The sequence below is a fragment of the Halobacteriovorax sp. RT-2-3 genome (assembly GCF_047085075.1).
Taxonomy (GTDB): Bacteria; Bdellovibrionota; Bacteriovoracia; order Bacteriovoracales; family Bacteriovoracaceae; genus Halobacteriovorax_A.
In genome coordinates this window covers 404,262-427,369 of sequence record NZ_JBKIYF010000002.1, presented here as the reverse complement: position 1 = coordinate 427,369, position 23,108 = coordinate 404,262, and the positions used below count along the sequence as shown (strand labels likewise).

General features: G+C 35.2%; 27 protein-coding genes. 21 read left to right on the top strand and 6 right to left on the bottom strand.

From position 1 onward, the window contains the following. Positions 1-255 precede the first annotated feature (255 nt). The 10 genes from ACMAYX_RS07870 (at position 256) to mnhG (ending at position 9,359) form a co-directional block, all read left to right on the top strand. On the top strand, positions 256-3,063 hold the full coding sequence (locus ACMAYX_RS07870) for a G8 domain-containing protein (protein WP_412471795.1): 2,808 nt from the start codon (positions 256-258) through the stop codon (positions 3,061-3,063). 2 nt (positions 3,064-3,065) lie between these two features. After that, the gene (locus tag ACMAYX_RS07865; RefSeq protein WP_412471796.1) at positions 3,066-3,644 is read left to right on the top strand and encodes a hypothetical protein; all 579 of its coding nucleotides are present in this window, start codon (positions 3,066-3,068) and stop codon (positions 3,642-3,644) included. A 148-nt stretch (positions 3,645-3,792) separates the two neighbouring features. Further along, the gene (locus tag ACMAYX_RS07860) at positions 3,793-4,011 is read left to right on the top strand and encodes a hypothetical protein (RefSeq protein ID WP_392992936.1); all 219 of its coding nucleotides are present in this window, start codon (positions 3,793-3,795) and stop codon (positions 4,009-4,011) included. A 118-nt stretch (positions 4,012-4,129) separates the two neighbouring features. Next, complete coding sequence (gene mbhE, locus ACMAYX_RS07855) at positions 4,130-6,247, top strand: hydrogen gas-evolving membrane-bound hydrogenase subunit E (protein WP_412471797.1); 2,118 nt, start codon at positions 4,130-4,132, stop codon at positions 6,245-6,247. After that, entirely contained in the window at positions 6,240-6,665 is a 426-nt protein-coding gene (locus tag ACMAYX_RS07850) for an MnhB domain-containing protein (protein ID WP_412463294.1), read from the top strand. The genes mbhE and ACMAYX_RS07850 overlap by 8 nt, the downstream gene beginning before the upstream one ends. Next, positions 6,666-6,977 (top strand): NADH-quinone oxidoreductase subunit K, encoded by a 312-nt coding sequence (locus ACMAYX_RS07845; RefSeq protein WP_412470236.1) that lies wholly within the window; start codon positions 6,666-6,668, stop codon positions 6,975-6,977. 239 nt (positions 6,978-7,216) lie between these two features. Beyond that, positions 7,217-8,452: a complex I subunit 5 family protein gene (locus tag ACMAYX_RS07840; RefSeq protein ID WP_412471933.1), complete on the top strand. Its 1,236-nt coding sequence runs from the start codon at positions 7,217-7,219 to the stop codon at positions 8,450-8,452. 12 nt (positions 8,453-8,464) lie between these two features. Continuing rightward, positions 8,465-8,812: a Na+/H+ antiporter subunit E gene (locus ACMAYX_RS07835; protein ID WP_412470234.1), complete on the top strand. Its 348-nt coding sequence runs from the start codon at positions 8,465-8,467 to the stop codon at positions 8,810-8,812. Beyond that, positions 8,809-9,075: a monovalent cation/H+ antiporter complex subunit F gene (locus ACMAYX_RS07830; RefSeq protein WP_412471798.1), complete on the top strand. Its 267-nt coding sequence runs from the start codon at positions 8,809-8,811 to the stop codon at positions 9,073-9,075. The genes ACMAYX_RS07835 and ACMAYX_RS07830 overlap by 4 nt, the downstream gene beginning before the upstream one ends. Beyond that, a complete protein-coding gene (mnhG, locus tag ACMAYX_RS07825) occupies positions 9,075-9,359 on the top strand; it encodes a monovalent cation/H(+) antiporter subunit G (protein ID WP_103218324.1) in 285 nt (94 codons plus the stop codon). The genes ACMAYX_RS07830 and mnhG overlap by 1 nt, the downstream gene beginning before the upstream one ends. Before the next feature lie 4 nt (positions 9,360-9,363). Here mnhG and ACMAYX_RS07820 read toward each other — a convergent pair whose 3' ends face one another. Beyond that, complete coding sequence (locus ACMAYX_RS07820; protein ID WP_412471799.1) at positions 9,364-10,377, bottom strand: S8 family serine peptidase; 1,014 nt, start codon at positions 10,375-10,377, stop codon at positions 9,364-9,366. Between the two features lie 194 nt (positions 10,378-10,571). Here ACMAYX_RS07820 and ACMAYX_RS07815 point away from each other — a divergent pair, with 194 nt between their 5' ends. Further along, positions 10,572-11,249, top strand: a complete 678-nt coding sequence (locus tag ACMAYX_RS07815; protein WP_412470232.1) for a hypothetical protein — start codon at positions 10,572-10,574, stop codon at positions 11,247-11,249. 80 nt (positions 11,250-11,329) lie between these two features. Here ACMAYX_RS07815 and ACMAYX_RS07810 read toward each other — a convergent pair whose 3' ends face one another. After that, positions 11,330-11,464 carry a hypothetical protein gene (locus ACMAYX_RS07810; RefSeq protein WP_412471800.1) on the bottom strand — a complete coding sequence of 45 codons (135 nt, stop codon included), beginning with the start codon at positions 11,462-11,464 and terminating at the stop codon, positions 11,330-11,332. A gap of 407 nt (positions 11,465-11,871) precedes the next feature. Between ACMAYX_RS07810 and ACMAYX_RS07805 the strand changes: the two genes are divergently transcribed. From ACMAYX_RS07805 to ACMAYX_RS07785, 5 genes are all read left to right on the top strand, one after another. Then, positions 11,872-12,141 carry a PepSY domain-containing protein gene (locus ACMAYX_RS07805; protein WP_103218318.1) on the top strand — a complete coding sequence of 90 codons (270 nt, stop codon included), beginning with the start codon at positions 11,872-11,874 and terminating at the stop codon, positions 12,139-12,141. Further along, the gene (locus ACMAYX_RS07800) at positions 12,141-12,563 is read left to right on the top strand and encodes a cytochrome b/b6 domain-containing protein (RefSeq protein ID WP_103218317.1); all 423 of its coding nucleotides are present in this window, start codon (positions 12,141-12,143) and stop codon (positions 12,561-12,563) included. The genes ACMAYX_RS07805 and ACMAYX_RS07800 overlap by 1 nt, the downstream gene beginning before the upstream one ends. Before the next feature lie 176 nt (positions 12,564-12,739). Continuing rightward, on the top strand, positions 12,740-13,240 hold the full coding sequence (locus ACMAYX_RS07795) for a hypothetical protein (protein WP_412471801.1): 501 nt from the start codon (positions 12,740-12,742) through the stop codon (positions 13,238-13,240). A gap of 89 nt (positions 13,241-13,329) precedes the next feature. Further along, positions 13,330-14,430 carry a hypothetical protein gene (locus tag ACMAYX_RS07790; RefSeq protein ID WP_412471802.1) on the top strand — a complete coding sequence of 367 codons (1,101 nt, stop codon included), beginning with the start codon at positions 13,330-13,332 and terminating at the stop codon, positions 14,428-14,430. After that, positions 14,430-14,921, top strand: coding sequence for a hypothetical protein (locus tag ACMAYX_RS07785; RefSeq protein ID WP_412471803.1), 492 nt, complete (start codon positions 14,430-14,432; stop codon positions 14,919-14,921). The genes ACMAYX_RS07790 and ACMAYX_RS07785 overlap by 1 nt, the downstream gene beginning before the upstream one ends. Positions 14,922-14,928: 7 nt before the next feature. Here ACMAYX_RS07785 and ACMAYX_RS07780 read toward each other — a convergent pair whose 3' ends face one another. After that, the gene (locus tag ACMAYX_RS07780) at positions 14,929-15,396 is read right to left on the bottom strand and encodes a DUF2938 domain-containing protein (protein WP_412471804.1); all 468 of its coding nucleotides are present in this window, start codon (positions 15,394-15,396) and stop codon (positions 14,929-14,931) included. Positions 15,397-15,470: 74 nt separating this feature from the next. Here ACMAYX_RS07780 and ACMAYX_RS07775 point away from each other — a divergent pair, with 74 nt between their 5' ends. Beyond that, positions 15,471-15,872, top strand: a complete 402-nt coding sequence (locus tag ACMAYX_RS07775; protein ID WP_412471805.1) for a MerR family DNA-binding protein — start codon at positions 15,471-15,473, stop codon at positions 15,870-15,872. On the opposite strand, the gene ACMAYX_RS07770 is transcribed toward ACMAYX_RS07775, so the two are convergent. Next, a complete protein-coding gene (locus tag ACMAYX_RS07770; protein WP_412471806.1) occupies positions 15,844-17,577 on the bottom strand; it encodes a cystathionine beta-synthase in 1,734 nt (577 codons plus the stop codon). The two genes, ACMAYX_RS07775 and ACMAYX_RS07770, sit on opposite strands and share 29 nt — an antisense overlap. 132 nt (positions 17,578-17,709) lie before the next feature. Here ACMAYX_RS07770 and ACMAYX_RS07765 point away from each other — a divergent pair, with 132 nt between their 5' ends. After that, positions 17,710-18,873, top strand: a complete 1,164-nt coding sequence (locus tag ACMAYX_RS07765; protein ID WP_412471807.1) for a lanthionine synthetase C family protein — start codon at positions 17,710-17,712, stop codon at positions 18,871-18,873. A 14-nt stretch (positions 18,874-18,887) separates the two neighbouring features. Continuing rightward, the gene (locus ACMAYX_RS07760) at positions 18,888-19,508 is read left to right on the top strand and encodes an HD domain-containing protein (protein WP_412471808.1); all 621 of its coding nucleotides are present in this window, start codon (positions 18,888-18,890) and stop codon (positions 19,506-19,508) included. A 13-nt stretch (positions 19,509-19,521) separates the two neighbouring features. Here ACMAYX_RS07760 and ACMAYX_RS07755 read toward each other — a convergent pair whose 3' ends face one another. Then, positions 19,522-20,073, bottom strand: a complete 552-nt coding sequence (locus ACMAYX_RS07755; RefSeq protein WP_412471809.1) for a TetR/AcrR family transcriptional regulator — start codon at positions 20,071-20,073, stop codon at positions 19,522-19,524. Positions 20,074-20,156: 83 nt separating this feature from the next. Between ACMAYX_RS07755 and ACMAYX_RS07750 the strand changes: the two genes are divergently transcribed. After that, a complete protein-coding gene (locus ACMAYX_RS07750) occupies positions 20,157-20,723 on the top strand; it encodes an NAD(P)H-dependent oxidoreductase (RefSeq protein ID WP_412471810.1) in 567 nt (188 codons plus the stop codon). A gap of 645 nt (positions 20,724-21,368) precedes the next feature. On the opposite strand, the gene ACMAYX_RS07745 is transcribed toward ACMAYX_RS07750, so the two are convergent. Further along, positions 21,369-22,268: a helix-turn-helix domain-containing protein gene (locus ACMAYX_RS07745; RefSeq protein WP_412471811.1), complete on the bottom strand. Its 900-nt coding sequence runs from the start codon at positions 22,266-22,268 to the stop codon at positions 21,369-21,371. A gap of 67 nt (positions 22,269-22,335) precedes the next feature. On the opposite strand from ACMAYX_RS07745, the gene ACMAYX_RS07740 reads away from it, so the two are divergent. Beyond that, complete coding sequence (locus ACMAYX_RS07740; RefSeq protein ID WP_103218301.1) at positions 22,336-23,037, top strand: hypothetical protein; 702 nt, start codon at positions 22,336-22,338, stop codon at positions 23,035-23,037. Positions 23,038-23,108: the final 71 nt, after the last annotated feature.

The window sequence follows — 23,108 nt, the reverse complement described above, 5'->3', positions numbered from 1 at the left end:
AGTATTAGTTTAAAAAAAACCTCACAATTTGAATGGTTAAATATACTGAAGTATTACCTATTAAAACATGAACCTACTTTTGTTTGCACATTTTTGTGCATATTACTTTCTTGATTATTTGCTCTATTGTAATATCTAAGTTGCTGAAATTACTGTCTTTGATTAAATGTTCTTTAGAAAAGTTAAAATCACTTTTGTTCCACGATTAAAATACCAAAGGATCTATTCTAACTGGTTTTATTATAAGGGAATTAAATGAGAGATTTATTTAGAACGTTTGCGGTTATTAGTTTTGGAATACTAAGTTTAAATAATGTATATGCTGAGATTAAAGGTCATATTGATGCTGTAAAGCTTGTAAATAATAAATTGGTGGTAAGTGGTTGGGCCTGTGATCAGACAGTAAATCAATCCATTAACGTTCATATTTACGCCGGTGATTCATTAAGCAGCAAGAAAATACTTTCAAACTTTAAAGCAAGTAATCCAAGTGAAGCCGCTGTTTCAAATGTTTGCCAAAATACATTTAATAAACATCGTTTTGCTCACGTATTTTCTGATGATCAATGGAAAGCAAATGCTGGAAAGCTTGTTTTTGGATTCGGTATCTCTCTAACTGGTGGAGCGAATCTTCAGATTGGAAAAAGTGGTTACTTTCGAATTCCAGCCTATGTTACTGATAGAAAGATTAGTGACTTCTATACAACGAGTGGACAAAATTTAACGATACCAAATGGAATTACTGCTACTCTTGATCGTGATATTAACGTCGGTTTATTGCAAGTTGATGGAGAGTTCAGGTGCCCAGATAATACATCAAGCTATCAAATTATAGCCAAAGGTATTTTAGTGAATGGTAAGTTTATATGTGGAACAAGTTCTAAAAGATTTCAAGGAAATTTAAGAATTGAGCTTGCTGATGGACTAGAATTAAATAGTGGAAATCACTCAATGGGAAAGAGGGCCTTTGCTGTTCATGGTCAAGGACAATTACACCTGCATGGAGCTTATAAGAATAGTGGAATCATCAAGTTAGCAAGTCACGCTAATCCTGGTGATACATCAATTACACTTTCAACAAATGTTAACTGGAAGAAAAATGATGAGATTATTATTTCTTCGACTTCATTTGATATGAATGAAGCTGAAAGAGTAAAAGTTGTTTCAGTAAATAATAATGTCGTCGTACTTAATCGAGCTCTCTATCACAAACACTGGGGTGTTAATCGTACTCTTAGTCATAGTGGGAAAAGTTGGACGCTTGATAATAGAGCAACTGTTGCAAACCTAACTCGTAATATTTTGATTACTTCATATGGTGGCGGACATGAGTCATCATATCTTGGTGGTCATGTTATGGTGATGGGAAATGCTAAGGCATATGTTGATTCTGTCCAATTTTCAAAATTAGGAAGAATGGGGGAGATGGCAAGATATCCATTCCACTGGCATATGGTTGGAAATGCAAGTGGACAATACATTAAAAACTCGTCTGTAACAGATAGTTATCAAAGATGTATCACCGTTCATGCAACTAACTACGTAAGCGTTATTGGCAATGTTTGTTATAATCACTTCGGACATGGTTACTTTTTAGAAGATGGTAATGAAGTAAAGAATACGCTTAGTCATAATATCGGTCTGGTTTCAAAGAAAGTTCCAGAATCTCGTGCTTTATTAATTTCAGATGTCAGAGGTGTTGCAGCAAGATTTCCTAGTCCATCAACATTTTGGATTTCTAACCCAGATAATACTGTAGCATACAACGTAGCGGCCGGATCTGAAGGTACTGGTTTCTGGATGGCTTTTGAAAAAAATAGAATTTGTTCTCCTGACGGATTATGTTCGACTCCGATAACGAATAATACTCTAAGATATGACAATAATACGGCCCACTCAAGTAAGGTTGGTCACACATGGGATGGGGCACCTGATGGGGCCTTAAGAAATAATCCAAATAATCCCGAAGATAGAGAGCTTGTAAGTGCTCATTATGGGCCTTCTACTTATCCTGTGTTTAAAAACCTGGTTGCTTTCAAGAATACAGAGAGTGGAATCTATTTTAGAGGAAGGGCCGCTCAATTTGATAATGCTGTACTAGCAGATAATCGTTGGGCAATCTTTACTGCTTACTCTCAGCGATTTACTAATTCGGCAATTGTTGGGCAATCAGCAAATAACTCTAATAAAGATAAAGGGATTCTCGCAAGTGCTCTACCTGGTAATTCTTTTGTTTCCGGAATCGTTGTCTATGATGGGCCTTTTGAATTAGATAATGTAACTTTCTTTGATTACCCAAATACACAACAAAGTTACAATGGTAAAAATATTACTCCAATTCCAATCACTAATATTGGAGGAGCGAATCGATTTGAAAATAAGGTACGCGGTCTGAAATTTGCCACAACACCTTGGAAAAGATTTTACTATGAAACGAATAATCAAAACTGGATTGATTCGCCTTATTCAATGTCGGTTAGAGACCTTGATGGTTCCCTTACTGGCGTTAGTGGTTCAGTCGTTGTTCCTTATAATAGTTTCAATAATAATGGCTGTAGCGCTAGAACGAATTGGAATGCTTACGTTTGTAACTATAATCTTGGTCTTTTTACTTTCCGTTCTGTTAAGGGGAGAAACGGCGTAGAAGATAATAATAAGATCTACTTTACTTTAAAAAGAGGAGCACAAGCTAAGGTTCTAACTTCAATTGCTTCTAGTAATTGGAGTAATAAATTTAATACTATTGTAGGGACAAATGATATTTATCAAGTTGATTTTGAATCGGTTCCTTCTCTAGATAAACAGTTTAAAATTAACTACCAAGCTGAAAGTAATCAGGCCACAAGTGCTGTTGTACAAATCGTTGGTGGAAATAATTGTGATCTCATTGGAGCAACAAAGTTACAAAGCTTATCTGCCCTAAGGGGCCATAATGGAAATGGGTATTATGTCTCTGCTAATTCTATGTATCTTAGAATGAAAGCTACTATTGTACACCCATGGCATGCTAAAGCTCCACTTAGTAACTCGTTTTATAGAACTATGGATATAACTTGTAGGTAATGATGAAAAAAGTTGTAACCTTTTTTATAATCACATTTTCAGGAGTTATGCTTATCGACACTGATGTTGAAACGGCAAATGTATCAGTTGTTGAAAGAGCTAATGAAGAGGCATTTTCAAATGAAATAATCTTGAGTGATGATCATAATTCTTTCGAAGAAGTAGAAATTGTTAATATTGAAGATAGGATCGAAAAGATCGAGATAGAAATTTATGAGTCAGATGATCTTTCAAGTGCAATTGCTAATGATCTTAGTAAAACTATTTTAAGTCTAAAAGAAAGTTCTGGAGTCGAGGTTGATACTTTGGATAAGCTTTCAAATGCAGAGAGGGCATATATTATTTTGAAGAATATAGAGCCTGAAGACTTCTACCAATTGTCGTATCAAGACAAGGATATTTTAATGGAAGAGTTTGGTGGACGAGCAGTTCTTAGTGAATATTATTATAAGAATGAAGTTCTCGGTGAAAATTATGATTTACCAAATCCAAATCAAATAAGGCAATTACGTAGTCTCGCACAATCACAGATCATTGATGAAGGGGATTCAACAATGATGGTGTATGAAGGTAATAATTGATCATTTTTTAGCTCCTCAAAATCACACATTAGTAAAAAAAGTTAAGATTTAGCTTTGAATAAATTAATACAATCTATTGTCAATATATATATTATTGATGTCTAAAAATCCGGTATAGTTATAGGAAGTGTTAACGAAGGAGCATTGCATGAATGTCAATGAAATCATTTTCCTAATTTCATGCCTCGCATTGATTGGAGTGTATATTACGATTGAGAAGTTTATCAAAATAAAATCTTCAAAAAGAGAATATTATACTAATGCAAGTAAATTGAGTGATTCAAAGAATCGTAGCGCAAAGGTTACAACTGATCACTTGGTTGCCATGAAAAAGAAAAGTCAATTATCGGCTAAGAAAAGTGCTTAGAAAAAGAAAGATTCATTTTTTGAGGTCATACTAGATTTTGTATGACCTCATATTTCAAACACACACTCACTGAAAATTAAACTCGTAATTTATACGAAGGATTGTTTTGAAGATACTAGTGGAAGGTATATTTTCGTTTTCAAGTGTGAATAATCTATTTGGTGCTCTTGTCGCCATCATAGGTATAGGTGTCTTTATTTATAGTCTCATCTATATGAAGAGCTTTAGTTCTAAAGATAAGCTAATCTACTATCTTTCTCTGATTCTTTTTTCAATATCGATGTTTGGGATAATATATTCTTCAAATCTCTTATTTCTCTATCTGTTTTGGGAGATGACTAGTGTTACATCCTTTTTTCTTATCGGCCTAAAAAATGAAGATTCGCAAGTTAGAGAAAAAGCAAAATGGGCACTCTATACAACCGTTGGAGGAGGGCTTTTTCTTCTTTTTGGAATATTACTTATTTCTCAAATAGGTGCTGATTTTGGCCTGTCATTTTATGACTCATTTAATTTAACTAAGTTGATGGAATTGAAGAACTTTGAAAATCATATTTATTTCAGAGTCTCTTTAATCGCACTCTTTATAGGTATTTGTTCTAAATCAGCTCTTTTTCCATTCTCTTTTTGGCTTCCTTTAGCCATGGCGGGGCCCACTCCAGTGAGCAGCTTTCTTCATTCTGCAACAATGGTAAAGGCGGGCCTGATCTTAGGATTAAAGGTATTTCCATTATACGCACAAGACTCACTTTGGCAGATGCTCTTTATTAGTGTTGGTGCCATTACAGTTCTTCTTGGTGGTTTTCAGTGCTTACTTCAAAGTAATTTTAAGACAATGCTAGCATATTCTACTATTTGTATTCTTGGTATGTTGGCCATCCTTTTAGGAATTGCTAACGAATATTCAATTATAAGTTTCGTCTTATTAGTTATTGCTCACGCGTTTTATAAAGCAAGTCTCTTTCAATATGTTGGCTATTTTGCAAAGGCCTTAAAAACGATGGAACGAAAAGAGCTCTTAAATGGTGATCGAGTTGGAATATTAGCTTTCATTATTGCACTTCTTAGTACCATGAGTATGATTGGATTTCCCTTAAGTATTGGCTTTTATGCAAAGGAGTATATCTATTTAACAAGTATCAAGACATACTTACCTTGGATTATCATTCCTACTTTTTTTATCGGTAATCTATTTATGGGAATACAAGCGGTGAATCTTCTTCGTGTATCGTGGCCTACAAGAAAGAGTTATGTGATAAATTATAAGGGACTCCTTATATCTCCCTTCATTTATTCAGTCTTGGCCCTCGTTATTGCACTAGTACCTAATCTAACTGGTGTCGGCCTTATTGCTGAAAAAGCATTAGGAGAATTTGGTTTAAGAGAGCAAAGTGTTCATATTAAGTTATGGCACGGTATTCAATATCCATATAATCTTGTTCTTTTTCTGAGTGTTTTGACTATTCTAGGTAGTGTTGGAGGAAGTTTCTTTCTCGATAAATACTTTATTAAGCTTGATGAATTTTCAAAGAAGTATTCAGAGTTTAGTCTGTGGCCTCACTTAGAAAAAATACTTTATTTGATTTTGGACTATTTTAAAAAAATGAATTTGTTGATGCAAAATGGAAGTTTTGCACACTATATACGCATAACATTAAGCTTTTTAACCTTACTTACTATTCTTTCTCAATTTGGTATAACAAATTTTGTCTTTCCAAAAATAGAATTTACTCTTTCAAAATTCTTAAGTTTGTCAGGAATTCTAACTGGATTAGTATTTGCATATATAAGTAAGTCAAATCTTAAGGCTATTCTATATTTTGTACTTTCTGGTTTCTTCCTAGTTCTCTTCTTTGGTTATCATAGTGCTGCAGATGTTAGCATGACTCAACTTATGGTTGAGACACTTTCTTTATTTTTTGTTTTCTTCCTTATAAAGGCCGTTCCAATAGATGGACGTGATCTAAGAATAAATATTAAGCCTATAAACTTTATCATTGCTTTTCTTTATGGCCTCTCAATTATGATTTTTTCTCTAACAAAGAAATTGGATTTTGATATGAGTGCTAGTCGCTATTTTTTTGAAAACTCAAAACTTTTGGCAAAAGGAGAAAATGTTGTCAATGTGATTCTCGTGGACTATCGGGCAATGGATACTTTTGGTGAAGTTCTTGTTGTTGCTATCGCTATTGTTGGTGTATTAGCTATTTTTTCTAAAAGAGGTGAGCGTGAATGAAGCACTAATTCGAGGTAGCTTTAAGCTTGTTTGTCCACTTCTGGTCATTTTATCTGTCTTGTTACTTTTAAGAGGACATGATTTGTCAGGTGGAGGATTCATAGGAGGCTTACTTTTATCTTTGGCCATGATTCTGCACTTTATATCCCACCATGACTCAAGACTAAGAAAATGGATTTACGATAATTACACTTATATTATAGGATTGAGCATTTTAGCTCTTGTTTTTATCTTCTCATTTCCTGTTTTTTTAGGAAAGGCACCACTTAGTTCAATGTGGTCAAGTATTCCTTTCCCCATAGCTGGAAAAATTAGTTCTGTTCTTGTTTTTGATACCCTCGTTTATATTATTGTTTCTTTGAGTACAACGATGGCGTATGTGAAGTTTATTAGCTTTTCAAAGGAAAATGGTAACTAGATGACGTTCTTAGTTGGTTGTATATTTTTAATTATCGGTTTTCTTTTTTTATTAAAGAATACTTGGGTCAATAGTATCTTTGCGATTATTACTTTAGGTAATGGTGCTAATCTAATTATCTTCTCAATTGGAAAAGTCGTCTCCCATGGTTATCCATTTGCTAAAGTCGGAGCGAAGTTTGAGTCTAGTATTGCCGATCCATTAACTCAAGCACTCATCTTAACTGCGATTGTTATTTCTTTTGCAACACTTTGCTTTGTCATCTCAGTTATAAAGAAAATCAATGATTCAAGAGAAAAGGGGAAGGCGTAGTGATACATCAGAACTTTTTTATCGTCTTTCTTATACTACCTCTTGTTTCAGCTGCCTTTTCTCTTTTGTTTAAGGAGTCAGACAAATTGATCTTATTCTTTTCAAATTTATTTGCACTTCTATATTTTATAATTTCTGGATTATTCCTTTTTTCATTTAAACAAACATCAACATTTGTAGTAGGAAGCTGGGAAAGTGGAATTGGAATATCTTTAAGTTATGATATTTTTTCAGGAGTTATGATTTTCGTTGTCGGCGCAATATACTTCACTGGTGTGCTTTACGCTTATCCTGGTGTTACTGTTGAGAAAAAAAGCATTTATCATTTTTTGTACAATACACTCTTTCTGGGATTGACTGGAGCCTTTCTTACTCGCGATATTTTTAATTTATTTGTGTGGTTTGAAATTACGCTAATGAGTAGTTACGTACTTGTTGTCCTTGATTCATCTCGTAAAAGACTTAAAAGCGGTCTTAAGTATATACTCCTAAATTTCATTAGTGGACTTATCTTCTTGATTTCAATTGCACTCATTTATAAGTTTACAAATACATTAGACTTTAAGGTTTTAAGCGAAAGATTGGCACAATTATACGCTAGTGACCCCGGCCTTGTTCGCTCTCTTGCGATCTGTCTCTTTGGTGCTTTTGCAATTAAGTCAGCATTTTTTCCATTATTTTTCTGGCTACCAGAAAGTTATCCAAAACTTTCAGCCGGACTTAGTGGAGTCTTGGCGGGACTTCTGACAAAACTTGGCCTCTATGCAATGATTAGAGTCTTCGGTCAGGTTTTTCCTTCTGATCTTCAACTGTTTTGGACAATCCTAATTTTAGCGATTCTTACTCTTCTTGTCGGTGTATGGTTTGCAGTTGTTCAAAACAAATTAAGAGAGATCTTAAGTTATCATATTATTAGTCAGGTTGGTTTTATTGGAGTAGGTGTAAGTTTTTGTCTTCATCCTGATTTAGCAATAAAGAAGCTTGGTTTCTCTTGTTCTCTTTTTTATATCTTTCATCACATTTTAGTTAAAACAAATCTATTCTTCGTTTCTGGCTTAATAAGAAATTTTGCATATACTGAGAAAATATCAAGGCTTGGAGGTTTACTTAAGACTTCTCCCATTATTGCGATTCTTTTTTTGATTCCTGCTGCTAGCCTGATTGGAATACCACCATTTTCTGGATTTTGGGCGAAACTTGGTCTCTTTAAAATAGCAACTGAGAGCCGTCTTATTTGGATCATTATTCCCATGATTATAGGAAGCTTCTTTACTTTATATAGTATGGTGAAAATATGGAGTGGAGTGTTTTGGGGTGAGTATCATGAGTTTATTGTGTCTTTTCCAAAGGTCTCTATTATTCGATCATATATCTCCTGTATCTTGCTTTGTATTTTTACTTTAATTATTAGTTTTAACCCACTACTAATTTATGAGCTTGCCCTGGAAGTCGGTAAGATCGGACTAATTTATTAACGAGGTTCTCCTATGAGATTATGGTATATCTTAGAATTTATTATTCTCTATTTATGGGATCTTACTCTAGGTGCTCTTAGAGTCGCTCAAGATGTAGTGACACCTCAGAACTTATCAACTCCAGGAATTATAAAATTTCCACTAGAAGTACAGAGTGATTTTGAAATTGCTTTGTTATCAAATCTCATTACTTTCTCTCCTGGGACCATGGTTATTGATTTAGATGCAGATAAAAAACATCTCTTTATTCACATGATGTTTTTAGAAAATGAAGAGGAGGCCATTAAGGAATTCAAAGAAGTTATTGAGAGTCGTGTTTTAAGAATTCTAAGGGGAGCTTCAAATGGAGGAGTTAAATGAGTATTCTGCTAATGATCTCTATTTGCCTTGTTGTCTTGACCTTCTTTCTTCTCATTCTAGAAGCAAAAAGAGAAAAGGAAGTCCTTGTTAAGGTCCTTGCTTTTGACTTAATTGGAATCTCTGGTGTTAGCCTTTTTCTAATTCTTTATACATTATACGGAGATCTCTTTTTTTATAATATTGCTTTGTTATTTGCTGTCGTTGGCTTTGTAACAGCATTTGTATTTGCAGTTTATTTATCTGATATGAGTAAGGAGAATTAATGATAAATCTTATCGGTGAAGTTTTAATCTTTTTAGGATCTATCTTTGTTTTCCTTGCTGTCGTGGGATTTATGAAAATGCCAGACTTTTATATGAAGCTTCAGGCTGCAAGTAAGGCCAGTGCATTTGGAGCAGGTTTAATCTTGTTAGGAACAGCAATGATATTTGCTAATCTTAATATCGTAATAACTAACTTCTTTCTTTTTATATTCTTATTGATTACGACACCGATTGCAACACATGCAATGGCCTATGCTTATACTAAGAAAAATGAAACTTCATAATTTGTTATTTAAGTGCCTCATAGGCATCTACAATTCCACCAGATACACTCAGGCCTTCAAGGTTTTTTAGTGGACGACTTGTCTTAATTAGTCGCTCTCTCATTGTCCATCTCGACTGCGGCCCATGTGTTGCCAAAACCATGGCCGCAACTGCTGCAACTAGTGGTGTTGAAAAGCTTGTACCACTCGATGGACCATAGGTATTTGATAGGTGTGTTGTTAGAATTTTATCACCAGGTGCAAAGAGGTGAACTGATTGATCTCCATAATTAGAAGACTTTACTCTATTACCATTCTTATCATTTGAGCCCACGACAATAATATTTGAAAATTCCTCTGCATAAGCACCTGGGTATCGATTCGTCGAGTTTTCAACTCCAACATTTCCAGAAGAGGCAATGACGAGAATCCCTTTGTCATTTAGTTCTCTGAGTACTTTCTTAAATGCCGGTGACGTTACTTTAAGCCTCGCAGAAAAGCTTATAATATCTGCTCCTCTCTCCATTGCGTATCTCATTGCCTCTATAAGGTGTGGAAGCTTATCCTTTCTCTTTGCCATAGGCTCTGGTTTAACGATAGGAATGATCTTTATACCTTTTGCAACGCCCTTGATACCGAGGCCATTGTCATGCTTTGCTGCAATGACGCCTGCTACAGCAGTGCCGTGTTTTGTTTGAAAGTCATAATCTCCTGAAAGATCACCATTTTTCTTATTCGCATTATAACCATAATAATCGTCTGTATAGCCGTTATTATCGTCATCAATCCCATTGTTTGGAATTTCCTCTTTATTAATAAGAATACTGTCTTTTAAATCTTCATGATCAATATCAAATCCAGCATCGATAATTGCAATAACGGGTTGATAATTTGACTCGAGAATTTTCCAGGCCTTTTCAATATTTGCACCCTTATTTTTAGCGTTATATTTCAGATGCCACTGATCTTTTTCTAGTGGGTCATTTGCAAGAGCGGTATTTAATGTGAAAAGAGTAAGAAGAATTGAAATTTTCTTCATTGATATTCCTTGTCGCTTCTAAATTGAATTCAAGCCGATTTATAGTATTTTTAATTACTTGGAACAAGCTAGGTGGTAATAATGACACGCTTTGAAAAGTGCATTATCCTAAAGATTTTACAATTTGGATGTCTTTAATATTAGATCTGCTATAAAGACAAAACTTTCAAGACATTATTTATTTAGGGATTATTATGAGAAAATTATCACTTTCAATTTTATTGCTAGCTCTTGGTCTTAATACTTATGCAATGGACTACAAGAGATATAAAGGTGGATGTGAATTCACTGCTTCTTACCAAGATATCTTTACTTACGAGACTCTTTTTAAGGATAAGAAACTCTCTTTTCGTAATAATTTCGTATACACTAAAACTAGACTAGGGCCTGTTGAAGTTCTTCACTTAGACAGAGGCTTTACTCCTGAGAATGTGGAGCTTCCTCTTGCTGATTATAAATATTTATATCAACGTTTTGTCTATCAAACTGCTCCAAGTCTATATACATTCTTTGCAGGACTTCCTTTAAGTAACTTTAAAAAACCTTACTCAGAGAGTGAAGGCAAGCAGCTATTAGTTTCTCTTATCAAATCACTTGTTGACGAAGAATATAGTGCTCCTTTGGATGATGTCGATTACTTCGAGTCATATGTTGATTTTGATAAGCTATACGCAAGAGATACAGGGATTGATAATTATAGTTATCTTGTTAATGACAGAAATTTTGTTGGCCTAACAACAGATCATACAAAGCGTAGTGTAACGATTCGCTACCAACTTCACTTCTCGCCAAAAGTTCACAACGGTGCATCTTATCACTTATATATGAGATGTTTTGGAGGAGAAGAGATGAAAAGAGTTGTACGACAATAGAAAATAAAGTTATCAAAGAAATTTAGGGAAGCCTTGGTATCAGTACTTAGACTTCCCCAATATGATTAGAATTTATTATTTTATTTGCAAAGGTTTTCTAGCTCTCTCAGCGTTCTCTTCGCTGTCTTTGCACTTGATGAGCTTCTGTACCATAGGATGTAGTGAGAACGTTTCTTTGTATCGACATCACCATCTTCGTATTTTGTTATAAGCATCTTTATTATACAAGAAGCTAATGTGATTTATCATTAGCTTAAAATATCTTAATTTTTTTCTCCAGAATTCATTTATGAACCTTGACTGTATAAAATTTTCACTTTAAAATTTTTATAGTTAGGGAGTAGTCAGTTGCCACCCAAAAAGGCAAAAGTTACGTCGACATAATGGGGAAACCCCGGTGTAACTGCAAGAAATTATCTTGTTGACGAGACTAGCACTAGTAATTAATTGTAATTGCTGTGTTGTCTCGTACCCATCTATAGGACTCACTGCAATTCATGTAGTGAGGATAAAATTCAAAAATTTAAATTCAATTTAATCCGAAAACGTCTTCTATATGCCGATATATTATTGGTTTATATAGTTATGTTTTCATTAATATCAATCTAGAAAGGAGTATTAGATGAAAAAATTATTACTATTAGCAACAGTTGGTTTAACTCTTGTTTCATGCTCGTCAAAGAAAACTCAGTGTACAACTGAAGATAAGAGTAAATGGCAAAATGAAGAAGATTTTCAAGCAAAGTTAGTTGCCGAAGGTTACAAAATTAATAAATTTAAAGTAACCGAGGGAAATTGCTACGAGATTTACGGATGGGATAAAGAGCAAAATAAAGTTGAAATTTATTTTAGTCCAATTGATGGATCGATCGTTAAGAAAGAGATGCATTAATGGGTGAGATAAGACTCCCACTTATTTTTAGAGTCTTACATTGGGGGGTGGCCATTGCGGTCATCCTCAATGCTTTTATTCTTGAAGAAGGTAAGCAAGCTCACCGTTATCTCGGCTACATTGCGGTCTCATTCGTCTTGCTAAGATTATTAATTCATAAGAAGAATCCAATCACTCATTATAATCCAAAGGCCAAGTATGTTTATTGGCTAATGTGGACAGCAATCATAGGATTGGCCACGACGGGATTTCTAATGGGACTTGATCGATTCTTTGGAAATGATTTATTAGAGGATATTCACGAAGTATTTTCTAATATTCTTATTTTCCTGTCTCTACTTCATTTAGGGGGAGTATTTTTTGATGCTTACAAGATGAAGAGAAGAACATGGATGGTTATGATAAGTGGGGAAAAAGAGTAGTAGGTAGCATTAAGTTTTAAAAACTTAGTGCTACTTTTTTAAATTTTCTCTTATACTTCATTGAAATCATAATCTCTAGGTATAAAATAATCTTATTGCAGTGATTAATAATAATCATTTTATTTATTTCAATAGGAATTATAGATTCTCTTCAGAACCTAACCAAGGAGAGAAAGATGAAGAAGTTATTACTAGGTCTATTAATTGCAACAAGTACTCAAGCAGGCGTTATTCACAGCGACCTTGAATGTCGTGACTCGAGTTTTGCTTATAATAAAATGGCAGTTCTTGAAACTGAAACTAGTCTAAATGTTAGTCTAACAGGTGCTACAGTCTTTAAGCTTTTTAAGCACTGGGAAGCTCGAGCTCTCACAAACTTTAGCTTAGATAAGTCTAAGTGTCGTTTCAGTGAAGATAAGCTTCTAATCAGTTGTCGAAATATTGAGAATATTACTGTTACACGTACTAATCCACTATTTGGCCAACCTCATGAAACAGATAAGGTTGAAGTCGTTAATCTAAAGAATTTAATATTTGAAGTTCGCTTTGAAGAACGTGCAAATTACTCTCGATTTGTACTGGAAACACAATACGTAATTGAAGGCTCTGAAGAGGTTACTAGTAACAAGGTTAGTTTCTCTGGTGCTCGTGAAGTTGGTTGTGAAAGAGAATTTTAATACATTCGCGCCTATTCAAAGTAATAATTACACTAGGATAGGTGCGAAATTCTTTCTGTGCTAGGATGCCATCGCTAATGAGGTATCTAATGAAAAAGCTAAAAGTATTGTCTTTAATGACAATTATTTCAATAAGTTCACTTGCTCAAGAAAAATTCGGTGGGATTTACTTTGATTCAACAGTTCCTGCAAATCAGCTACATTCTTTAAAAGGTGATCTGTCATATTTATACCAATTAAAAATGGACAATACCGACAATGATTTTAGTTCTTATTTTGAACTTGAAGAAGTTAGTGGACCGTTCCTTTATAATTGGATTTACAATCGTGTAAAGTATATTGTCGGCCAAGACTACAACGTTCGTGGACGCAATTATGTAACGAAACGAGGTCATACTTTTCCTGCAACACCTCTGCCTGGTTCTTCCTCATTTAATAATACAGATGCATTCGGTGGTGTTGTTGTCATGTCTAATATAGGTGCGGGACTCTACTTAAGTGGAAAGAAGTCGAAGCTATTGAAAGGGACAAAGATTAATCGAAATAAAGTCTTTGCTACTTCACCAAGAGTTGGAATTTTACAAATTGGTGAGGGGCTCTTTCTAGATAGTATCCTAGTTAATAAGGAGACTGATTCTGAGGCCAATAAGATTAAGCGTCTTGGAACACTTTTTCATGAAGCTAGGCATAGTGATGGAAATTCAGAGCACATTGGTTTTAATCATCATACATGTCCTGAAGGACATACTTTATACGGCTTCTCTGCCTGTGAGAAGTATGGAAATGGTTCTTATCAGTTAGAGGCCATTGCGACAAAGAATTTACTATTAAATTGTTCCACTTGTAGTGTTGAAGATAAGACAAAGCTAGAGGCATCAATCGCAGATGCATTTGATCGCGTCCTTACGATTTCTCATCGTAAGAGTAAGGAGCAACTTCTTCATGAGATGGAATCATATAAGAAGGTTATTGATTTTTATATTGATTTTATGGTCATGAGTCCTTCTCAAAATGAAACTTCACAAAAAGAGCTTGATCGTTTTACGGCAATGTATGACAAAGCGAAGGGACAACTTGATGAACTCATAAATAGGCCAGCTCCTAAAATGATGAACTCGACACCTGAGGGAGAATTTCACGAATTAAGTGTTGAAGAATCTTCTAAACTTATTGAGGCATCCATTAAGTAATGAAAAAACGAGTCGTCTTTCTCACATTAATAGTGGTTGCTATTTATTTCTTAGTGGATCGTTCTGAAACGCACTTGGTAACAAAAGTGGAGAGTGAAGCTATTATAGAATATAAAGCTCAGGGGAAAGAAGTAGCGCCATTAGATCAGTCCGTTGAAAAAAACTTTGAGCGAGAACTAAATGATCTTCCAATAGTTTCTGATATACAAAAATTATCTCCAAGTGAAGTTCATCATACTCCAGAGATCATAAAAAATGCAGGGGAGCTCGTTGGAGCTATCCATGCGCAGGCACAGGCACAACCATTAAAAAGGTATGCTGCAATGACATTCTTTAAAAGCTGTGCCGAAGATAGTGAAGTTATACGCTCAATTAGAGCGGTATGCTTAAAGAAAATCTATAAACTTATGCCTGAGTGGAAAATCGCTACGGTTCTTTCACACGAAAAAATCCCTGAGAGTGTATCTTCTCTTGCCTTTAAGCTTCCTTAGTTCTCTGTTATAGAGAAAGTATAAGACCTGCTAAGTACAAACCTAATCCATAAGAGGTATGTGCCATTATACTCTTTGCTCTTATTGTAAGAGGTGTTGGAGTAAGTGAAGCAGCAGCACCAAATCCAAAAGCAGGCTGCATAACATAGAAAGGTGCGATTAACGTTATTAATCCAATAACAAGAGCAGGTATTATTTGAGGTGCTTCAAGCCAAATATTTCCAAAAATTACAACTAAGATAAATGCAAAGAAGATTCCAATTAAGTAATGAATTGTCCATCCTAGAAGAGACTCATTTGGAGCAGGTTCAGTTTGAATAATTGTGTGGTGAAAAAATACACCTTTTGTTAGATAGTAGGCCCATCGACCAACTAGTTTATAATCTAGTCCTCTTACATCGAAGACGACCCTCATGATGTATGCCCACAAGTCCATGAATAAAGTAGCAAGAATACCAAGTACTATAATTTTCATAAAATAATCCTTTGTTATATTCACTCTACAAGTTAAAGTTAACTTCAAGTCAAGTTATGGTTTAAAGGATATGTATGGATATAAGTGAATTATCAAAGATTACATCACTTGCTTCTTCTAAAATTCGTTATTATGAGAAGATAGGTCTAATAAAATCAGTGGGGAGAAATGGATTAAAACGTGTCTTCCCTAAGGGTGTGATTCACAATCTCTCATTCATTGCACTGGCGCAATCTTGCGGGCTAAGCTTAGAAGAGATTTCTTCAATGCTGACAGCAAATGGAAGGTTTAAGGTTAAGCGCTCACTTTTTACTAAGAAGATTAATGAAATTGATGAGCAAATAAAGAAGCTAAAGAAAATGAAGAATAGCTTAGAACACCTTAATAACTGTAAGGAAAAAGATCACTTTTCTTGTCCTAACTTTCAAAAGTTATTGAGTGAGGCCTTTAATAGGCCTCACGTACGAAATCCTTAAAGACTTCTTGATGCTTTGTCAGATCAAAGTCGGCAGCAACAGAGACACGAACAATATAGTCTTTGTCGCTCTCTTTTGTTGTTCCTTGAGTTGAAGTGGCAGGAACAGTCCAGTAACAACCCTTAAGCTGACCGTAACTTACACAGTGTTTGCTCTCTTCAGGAATGGCATCAATCATCATGCGTATAAGCTTGTGATTAAGCTCACGTTTTTGTTCTTCGTTTGAGGCAGGAAGGTCTAGTGAGAAAACTGAAGGTGTAAATGTAGCATCCGCAAGTTCATGGGAAACAAAATTAATCTTTGCTTTTGGAAGTTGTTCTTGAATATAGTCCACAAAACCACGTGTATTAGCATATGCCTTAGCTATTCTTTCATTCATACCAGGCATTTCGCGAGTAAGAATCTGAAGTTGTAGATTAGTTGCTCCATTGTCACAAAGCTTCAAGTGCTTTTCAACAAAGCTCATGTATTCTGCGGCGCTATCACTTGCTACAGCATAACCTGCTGTACACAGGCCACCACTTGGAAATTTTGATCCACTCACATATGAAATAACCTTAACGTCATTCAGGTAACCGTGATCCCCAAAGAATTTTACATTTGGACAAAATGTTTGATCGAGATTAAATACTGCTCCAACTGCAGTTGCTCCATCATCAGTAAATCTTGGCTTCTTAAGTGTTTCACGAAGATTAATTAAGTCTGGGATTTCCACACGTGGGTTAGTTGGAATTTCTCCAATAATATATGGAACAGCATCTGCATGAGCGACGTCTGTTAAGATACGCTCAAGTTCTGTTACCATATCTTTTCCACTATCAACAGGAAGGTCAATGATCTCGACGTTATCAATACAAGCGGCCACTCGTCTTGCTTGGTCATTTGTTCCACCGTAACAATTTGGTGGTACGATAAATTTAATATCCTTGCCTGGATGGTTTTTATTTGCGAAGTGAATTTGCCCCATCATAATTGCATATTGAGCAGAAAGACCACAATTACTAAATGCAACTTGAGTCTTTGAGTTTGTGATCTCTTGAATTGTTTTTGTTAGCTCTGTTGTGTCGATAGGAGTAACACTTTTTGAACTTTCTCCAATCATGGCCTTAATAACAGTTAGGCAGTCCTGTGGAGTCATGGCAATCGATTCACGACGTCTTACGTGTTGAATTTCTTTAATGTAAGTAGCGTTGTTGTCATTAACCGTAATTACGCTTCCAAGATTTGGATAGCGAGCAACATTGATATCAGCTTTCTCACTTCCATCGATAACAATCGTTGTTCCATCAAAGTCTTTGTCTATTGTTTGATTTTGAATAAAGTCGTATTGATAAACTGATTGAATCAGTTCTGATAGAGGGGCTTCACTAACAATCTGAGTACGCTTCCCGAGAAATTTGTTTGCGCGAAGAACTGCAAGGATCGGCATCATGTCAGAAGAAAATGAAATAACACTTTCTGGATTTAAATCAGCTTCCTTCGCAATGGCCCACTCAAGAACACATGAAAGTGGATGACCAAGACGAATATAATCGTATGCCGTTGGGAGTTCTTCTAAACTCTGGCCCGCTTCAAGCTTTTGAAGAAACTCAACTTTTGCAAGGGACTCATTATAGATATCAAGTCTGTGTGTCGTTAAACGAAGCCAGTCTGCAGGCATATTGTTTACGATTTGCGTTAATGTCTTTGTTATATTTGTGTCCATATGGAACTCCGTAATTGATTCAATATTTGGTGAGATTCTACGATATAAAATATCAGATGTCGGCCTTTGGCAGGGGATTTTTTTTGAGCTCAATGTTAAAATAATCCTAATAATACAGGGATTGGGGTAATTATGTTGTTTGAACCAACAAAGCACGAAATATTGATCGGTACACCGTGGAATTTAGAGACAATAAATGAAGTTATTGAGTCAATTTTTAATGACACTCTGAGAAATTTCGATGCTAAAAGGTATTGGATTGCTGACAAGAATGAAGATGCGCAAATCGAAAGTAATAAGACGATTTATTATGGTGCCGCAGGTACAGTCTGGGCATTGAATAAAGTCTCAGGGTTTCTTAATCGTGACCTCCCTTTTAATAAAGTAGAATTATTAAATCAAATTCATGAGGACTATCTTCGTCGCCCAGATACTGAAAATGTAGTTCCTTCTCTTTTTCTTGGAGAAGTCGGAATTCTTCTCGTTAAAAACCAATTTGCCCCATCGAAAGAAACTCAAGATAAAATATTTGAATTAGTTGAGGCCAATATTGAAAACGCAACGATTGAGGCCCTATGGGGTGCTCCTGGAACTATGCTTGCAGCTTCTTTTCTTTATCAAGAAACGAAGGAGGAGCACTGGGCGAAACTCTTCCTAAAAAATGTCGATTTTTTAATTAAAAAGTTAAAGGAAGAAGAGGCCAAAGGTGAGCTTGTTTGGGAACAAGATATGTATGGCAAGAAAGTTCGCTATATTGGAGCAGGACACGGCTACTTTGGAAATATTTTTGGAATCTTTAAAGAGATTAATCTTCTCTCTCAAGGTGATAGGGATTATCTCCTTTCTCACGTTAAAAAAGTTATGAAAGCTGTTAGTAAGGAAGAAGGTGAGATGATGAATTATGAAGTTGTCTACCCACCAATGCCAGAAATAAAGCAACTAACTCAATGGTGTCATGGAGCTCCTGGGATCGTGACTTCTCTTGTAAATTATCCTCGCGATGAATTTGTTGATGATTGTCTTTTAAAATCAGCTGAGGTTATCTGGCAAGCTGGGCCACTTAATAAAGGGGTTTCTCTTTGTCATGGAACTGATGGAAATGGCTACGCCTTACTTCAAGTATATAAGAGAACAGGTGATAAGAAGTGGCTTGAGCGTGCTCGTTCATTTGCCATGCATGCACTAACTCAAAGAAATGGCCGTGCAACTCTTTTTACAGGTGAGATGGGACTTGCTCTTTATCTTATCGATTGTATCAAAGAGGGAAGTGATTTTCCTTTTCTTGATAGTATTTAATTCGAGAGTCTTAAATGTTTAAAAAAGAATTATTAGATAAAATCAGATCTTACTATGATCACGATGATCCGAGTCACGACTGGTCTCACGTTATTAGGGTAGCAAATTTATGTGAAAAACTTTCTCATGGCCATGAAGTCAATTCAAGAGTCTTAAGCGCTTCTGCTTACTTACACGATATTATCAATATTCCTAAAAATAGTGAGCATCGTAGTAAGGCCAGTGCTCTTGCTGCTCAAAAGGCCAAGTCCTTGCTTGGTGAAAGTGATTATACTAATAGTGAAATTGAGCATATTGCACAAGTTATCTTAGAGCATTCATATAGTGCCAACTTAAAGGCCAGCTCAATTGAATCAGAGATCTTACAAGATGCAGATAAGCTCGATGCAATGGGTGCCATCGGTGTAATGAGATGGGCCAGTTGTGGAACTAAGATGAAGTCTAAGTATTATCATCTCGAGGATCCTTGGGCACAAGATCGCTCATTAGATGATAAGAGCTATTCTCTAGATCATTTTGAAAAAAAGTTATTAAAACTAAATGATCGTCTTAACACGCAAGCAGGAAAAGAAGAGGGGAAGAGAAGGCTTGCTTTCTTTCATGCCTTCTTAGATCAACTTAAATCTGAAATATAATATAGCTATCGGCTTAGATGACATCTTTCAGGATTTTATCAATTTCCTTTTCAGAAAATTCTGCACAATTATCTATGATAAGAAACGAAACGCCGTGGATACAGGCGAGTATTTTCTTTATTTTATAATCATCTTTCTTAAGCTTTGTCTTTGTATCGATTGATTCCAAAAGGTATGCATAGAGTTGATCTGTGATGCTTTCAACTTCTTGAAACTCATCCATTGAACAAATTTTCTTAAAATAAATGGCCCTAAAGTGTCCCTCGTTTTCTTTTGCAAAATTAATATAAGCTTTACAGAACTTTAGAAGGCCTGGGGACTTTGAGTTTGAAATAAGATCAAACTCTTCTTTAAGAAGACTTACTCCTTGAAGAGCAAGTTTCACTGCAATTTCATTTCTTGATTTAAAGTGCTTATAAATTGCAGCAGGAGATACTTTGCAGGCATTGCTAATATCTCTGATTGAGAAATCGACACTTCCATTCTCTGCAATGATTTGACTTGCATTTAAAAGGATTGATTCTTTAAGTGCGCCATGATGATAAGTATCCGTTTTTTTTCTCATTTCTTCATTTTGCCTTCTTTTGTCTTGAAAGTAAACAAGTGTTAACTTATATTAAGTAAACATTTGTTAACATTGAGGCGCATATGAAAAATATATTAGTTATCCAAGGTCATTCTGATTCAACATCTCTCACATACTCTCTTGCCAAATCTTATCTTGAGGCTCAGTTGGCAAAGGGGAATCAGGTTAATTTAATTGATCTATCTGAAATAGAGTTCAATCCTATTTTAGACAAAGGATATAAAGAAATTGTTCCTCTTGAAGATGTGCTTATTTCTGCACAGGCATCAATACAAGAGGCCAGTCATATCGCTATCTTCTACCCAACATGGTGGGGGAGTCTACCTTCCAAATTAAAGGGTTTCTTTGATCGTGTTTTCTTGCCAGGATTTGCCTTTAAGTTTGAGCCAGGGCAGAGCTTTCAAACAAAACTGCTGCGTGGTAAGACTGCGACAATTGTTACGACAATGGATACGCCACCATTTTACTACAAGTATGTTCAAGGGAATTTAGGGCCAAAGCTGCTTAAAAGTTTAATTCTTAGCTTCTCTGGGATTAAAACTAAGAGAACGGTTTTAGTGGGACCTGTACGCAATTTCGATGAAAACAAGACGAGGTCTTGGATAGAGAAAATGAAGTATATTGATTAAAAGAGGCCTTAGGAGCTGAACCTTAAAAGTAAAAGTAAAAGTAAAAGGGGGCGCGGGTGCCATTCTAAAAGGGGGCGCGGGTACCATTCGAGATTACAGCGACTTATAAGTGGTTAATTAGTTTTCTTTAGTGAATTAAGAGCTATTTATGTCATAATAAGTCTATTAAGGGCCTACATCTCCTAGATTACTTAAATTTCAGTCGATATTTGCTGTGATTCGAGTCTGTTTCACGTGTAAGTACTTGGAATCTTCATTTGTACCCGCGCCCCTTGGTAGTGCTTATTTGATAAAAGGAAGTTTATGTCTACTGGTAGTCGACTAGTAAAATTTTTGAAAATTATCTTGTATTTGATTGGTTTTTATAACTTCTTCTATTTATCTATGTTCGCAGACTTTGTGTGGCCTTATGTTATTATTTACTTGGGCTTTCATTATGTATTGGGAAAATACTTACAAAAATATAAAGCGGCTCAGTTTGAAACAATAAGGATTATAAGTACGAATATATTTTATATATTACCAATCATTATCTATTTCTCAATGGAGAATACTGATAAGTCTATTTATGACTTCTTATTCAGTGCAAATTTCTACAAAAATATTTATACAATTATAAAAAGTATGTTTTAGGTAGAACAGAATCTATATGTTCAATAAGAGAAGGTCTCTGTATTGAGAAATTGGCATTTTCATTTCTTTCTTAAAGAAACGCCTAAAGCTCATATCATCTATAAAACCGAGTCTGAAAGAGATTTCTTTTATAGGAATATTTTTTAGAATATATTCTTGAACTTTCTTTAGACGATATTTTTTTAGGCTGTTGCGAAAAGTTATTCCGTACTTCTCATTAAGATGGCGTTGAAAACCTCGAGGTGACATACCCATGTCTTGTGCAATATTTGTTAAGGAAATATCTTCGCCTTTTAGCTTGTCGTATATTGCAAACAAATTATTTAACTCAGGATTACCATCTCTTTTCTGCTTTGGTATTTGATACTCACGAATCCCTGGCCCTTGGATAATTTCGTTATACTTTCTGGCCGTCTTTTTCCCCAGCTCTTTCTTTATTATTAGGCAAATGACATCAAGGTAACTAAGAACTCCGCCTGCCGTAATAATCTTTCCTGATTCAATGATTGTTCTGTGGGCCTCGACATTAACTTTTGGATACTCTGTTTTTAATTTCTTTTCAAATAGCCAATGTGTTGTTGCTTTTCTTCTATCAAGTGCTCCTGTGGATGCTAGTTTTAGTGCTCCACCACAGCATGCTACTATTTTTGATTTTTCTGATGATATATGGGCACTTATTATTCTAGCTTCCTCTTTTGTAGCCTTTTGAGGCTTGTAGCAAGGGGGAAGGATAAGGTAGTCCGCTACTTTTCCTGCTGTTATTTTTGTGTTCATTTGGTTAGTGATATTAAATATAACCTTATCATTTATATATCTTAGTATTTCAAAGTAATCGATAAAGTTTTGTGTTGTGCTTTTTAAAGAATGTTTACAATCTAGAATATGAATATTTAATGTTGTCGTATTTTGCATAGTTTATGTCATAAGTGACAATGTGGTTTAAGTCAAGACTTAGGTATAGTTTACTTAAGGAGTTAATATGAACACAATTAAACCTCCTCACAAGTGTGGGGTAATCAAGAGCTTAATCAAATATGACTTAAAAGAAACTATTTATCGTAGCAAGATGGCGTTAACGAGAAGAAGTGCGAGCTATATCAATTCCGTTGAGTGGAGTATTCCAAAGAGCGAAAAGGTACAAAATATTATTGCTCTTGCTGATAAGCTCTATGATGGACCGCTCTTCAATCATGGAATAAGAAGTTACGCCTTTGGAAAGATTTTAATGAGTTTAAATGATGAAAAGGTTGATAACGAAGTTTTCTTTATTGGATCGCTTCTGCATGATCTGGGGCTAATCAAGGATTGTACAGGTACGACTTTTGAGCTTGTTGGTGCAGATGATGCATGTGCTCATTGTAAGGATATCTTAACACCAAGGCAGCTTGATATTATTCATGAAATGATTCTTCTTCACGGAGCGATAGGGCATGCAGAGAATAAAAGTAACGAACTTAAATATCTGCACTATGGGGCTGGTGTGGACGTTGCAGATTTGTGGAGTCATCGCTTGAATGAAAAAAATTATTCTGAAGTATATGCTAAGTATCCTTCTCAGGGTCATATTCCGTATATGATTGATCTTCTCAAAAAGAGAATGAACGAAAACCCAAATATGTACCTGTCTACAGTCATCAATTTAGGTTTCTTAGGTAAAATGAAAAGCAAGGAGCGCTCCTAAAAGGGGCGCGGGTACTTTTCGAGATTACGAAGAGTTATATATGCCTTTAAAAGTCATTTTAGGGCCCATAT